This is a genomic window from Marseilla massiliensis (assembly GCF_016899855.1).
In the GTDB taxonomy this organism is placed as follows: domain Bacteria; phylum Bacteroidota; class Bacteroidia; order Bacteroidales; family Bacteroidaceae; genus Prevotella.
The window spans coordinates 1-2,543 of sequence record NZ_JACJJG010000175.1 but is presented as its reverse complement, the minus strand read 5'-3'; the positions used below and the strand labels follow the sequence as shown (position 1 = coordinate 2,543).

2 protein-coding genes are annotated in these 2,543 nt (G+C 53.2%); both read left to right on the top strand.

The features are described from left to right. A partial coding sequence (locus H6A34_RS14075) for a 4Fe-4S dicluster domain-containing protein (RefSeq protein ID WP_205106027.1) occupies positions 1 to 674 on the top strand: 674 nt, incomplete at its 5' end. 351 nt (positions 675 to 1,025) lie between these two features. After that, positions 1,026 to 2,498, top strand: a complete 1,473-nt coding sequence (locus H6A34_RS14070; RefSeq protein ID WP_205106026.1) for an aldo/keto reductase — start codon at positions 1,026 to 1,028, stop codon at positions 2,496 to 2,498. Positions 2,499 to 2,543 lie beyond the last annotated feature (45 nt).

Genomic DNA, 2,543 nt, shown 5'->3' with positions numbered 1-2,543 from the left:
TTGACTCGTCACTTGTCAACTTGTCAACTGTCGGAGTACCGACTGATACTGGCCGCCGTTCGTTCCTCCTTGCCGCAGCAATGGCCACTACTGGTGCCGCTTTGGCGCAGGAGAAGAAGAAAGTGGACGGTGGACTGGCAGTAATCGAGGACAAGATAGCCCCCGAAAGACTTACTCCCATCACCCCTCCGGGGTCATTGTCGGCACAACATTTCGCACAGCATTGTACGGCATGCCAGCTATGCGTGTCCAAATGTCCTAACGGTGTGCTGCGTCCGTCGACGGATTTGTCGAAGTTCATGCAGCCAACGATGTCCTACGAGCGTGGATATTGCCGTCCGGAGTGCACAAAATGCAGCGAGGTATGCCCCACCGGCGCCATCAAGCCGATTACACGAGCCGACAAGTCGTCAACGCAGATAGGCCATGCGGTATGGATTAAGAAGAACTGTGTGCCCCTGACTGACGGCGTTGAGTGCGGCAACTGCGCGCGCCATTGCCCTGCTGGGGCGATAACAATGATTCCGTCAGACCCCAAGGACGAGCATTCACCGAAAATACCTGCCGTGAACGAGGCCCGTTGCATAGGCTGCGGAGCGTGCGAGAACTTGTGCCCGGCACGTCCGTTCAGCGCAATCTACGTTGAAGGACACGAGGTGCACAGGGTGATTTAAGTTAAGAATGAAGAATGAAAAGTGAAGAATTCAAATCCAGGTAAACCTTGGTTTTTGATTCATAAAACATAGCTTGTAAATCAACCATTATAAAGGCGTCATGCAAAAGACGGTCTTTCGCACTGTAAAAAGCAGTCTTTGAGCCCCTAAAAGACGGCCTTTTGGAAGCCAAAAGACGGTCTTTTGGAACGCGAAACACAAAGCGTTGATACACAATGGGTTACAAAAGGCAATTTAAAAGATTAAAACATTAGTGGAGGAAGTTGGGAAACGAGGATATGGCCGACGTCAAACAAGGCATTCGTCTTAAACTACTTTAACTCCCTCTAACTACTTTAACTACTGAAAATCATGGCAAAGGAAATATCAAGAAGAAACTTCCTGAAGGCTCTCGGCGGTGGAGCCGTTGCGTCGTCGGCGCTGCTTACGGCGTGCAAGGACGACAAGCAGGGCGCTGCCAAGGCGCAGGAGCCCGAGAAAGGGAAGATGACATACAGGCTAAACCCCAAGACGAAAGAAAAGGTTTCACTGTTAGGCTACGGCATGATGCGCCTTCCCGCCAAGGGAGAGGACAAGGCCTCGGCCCGTGAATTGGAGGAAACGCCTATCGACCAGGACATGGTAAACCGCCAGGTTGACTACGCCATAGAGCACGGAGTGAACTATTTTGACACGTCACCGGCCTATTGCCAGGGCATGTCGGAGCGCGCCACGGGCATCGCCCTGAGCCGTCATAAGCGTTCGGAGTACTTCATCGCGACGAAAATGTCCAACTTCTCGCCCGAGACCCAGACACGGGAAGGCTCAATAGAGATGTTCGAGAACTCGCTGAAAGAGCTTCAGGTTAGCTACATCGACTACCTGTTGCTCCACGGAATAGGCATGGGCAACGATGCGCTTGCCGAGTTCAACCACCGCTATATGGACAACGGCATACTCGACTGGCTCGTCGAGCAGTGCGAGAAAGGGCGCATACGCAACCTCGGTTTCTCGTATCACGGCGACATAAAGATATTCGACATGCTGCTGAAATGGCACGACGAGGGCCGCTACCACTGGGATTTCGCCCAGATAGAGCTGAATTATCTCGACTGGAACTACGCCGACGAGATTAACCCGAGGAACACTGATGCCGTCTACCTGTACGGCGAACTGCACAAGCGCGGTATTCCCGCGGTAATCATGGAGCCGCTGCTCGGCGGACGCCTGGCCAACGTTCCCGACAACATCGTAGCCAAAATGAAAGAGCGCGAGCCGGAAATGAGCGTGGCAAGCTGGGCCTTCCGCTTCGCCGGAACGCCTGAGGGCGTGCTCACAGTGCTGTCGGGCATGACCTACATGGAGCACCTCCGCGAGAACCTATGTACCTATTCGCCACTGAAACCGTTGACGCAGGACGAGGAAAAGTTCCTCACCGACATCGCCAACGACATCTACAACCTCAAGACTATACCGTGCAACGAGTGCAACTACTGTATGCCTTGTCCTTACGGAATAGACATTCCGGCGGTGCTTTCGCACTATAACAAGTGCATAAAGGAGGGCAATCTTCCGAAAGTGGACAAGCAGACAAGTGGACAAGCAGACAAGCAAGATGGACTTGTCAACTCGTCTGCTCGTGCCTCGTCTGCTGAGCTGAGCGAATATCGGCGTGCGCGCCGTGCCTTCCTCGTGGGCTATGACCGCAGCGTTCCTCGCCTCCGCCAGGCCAGCCATTGCATAGGTTGTGGCCAATGCGTGGGCCATTGTCCCCAGCGTATCGACATTCCGAAGGAAATGCAGCGCATAGACAAGTTCGTGGAGACGCTCAAGCAGGACGTGTAATCCAAGAATTTAAAGAAGTTAGTGAAGTTAAAGAAGTTATAGCCA

Bases quoted from the DNA above. Each gene is read 5' to 3' on its own strand.
- H6A34_RS14070 (WP_205106026.1), top strand. From the start codon at position 1,026: ATGGCAAAGGAAATATCAAGAAGAAACTTCCTGAAGGCTCTCGGCGGT.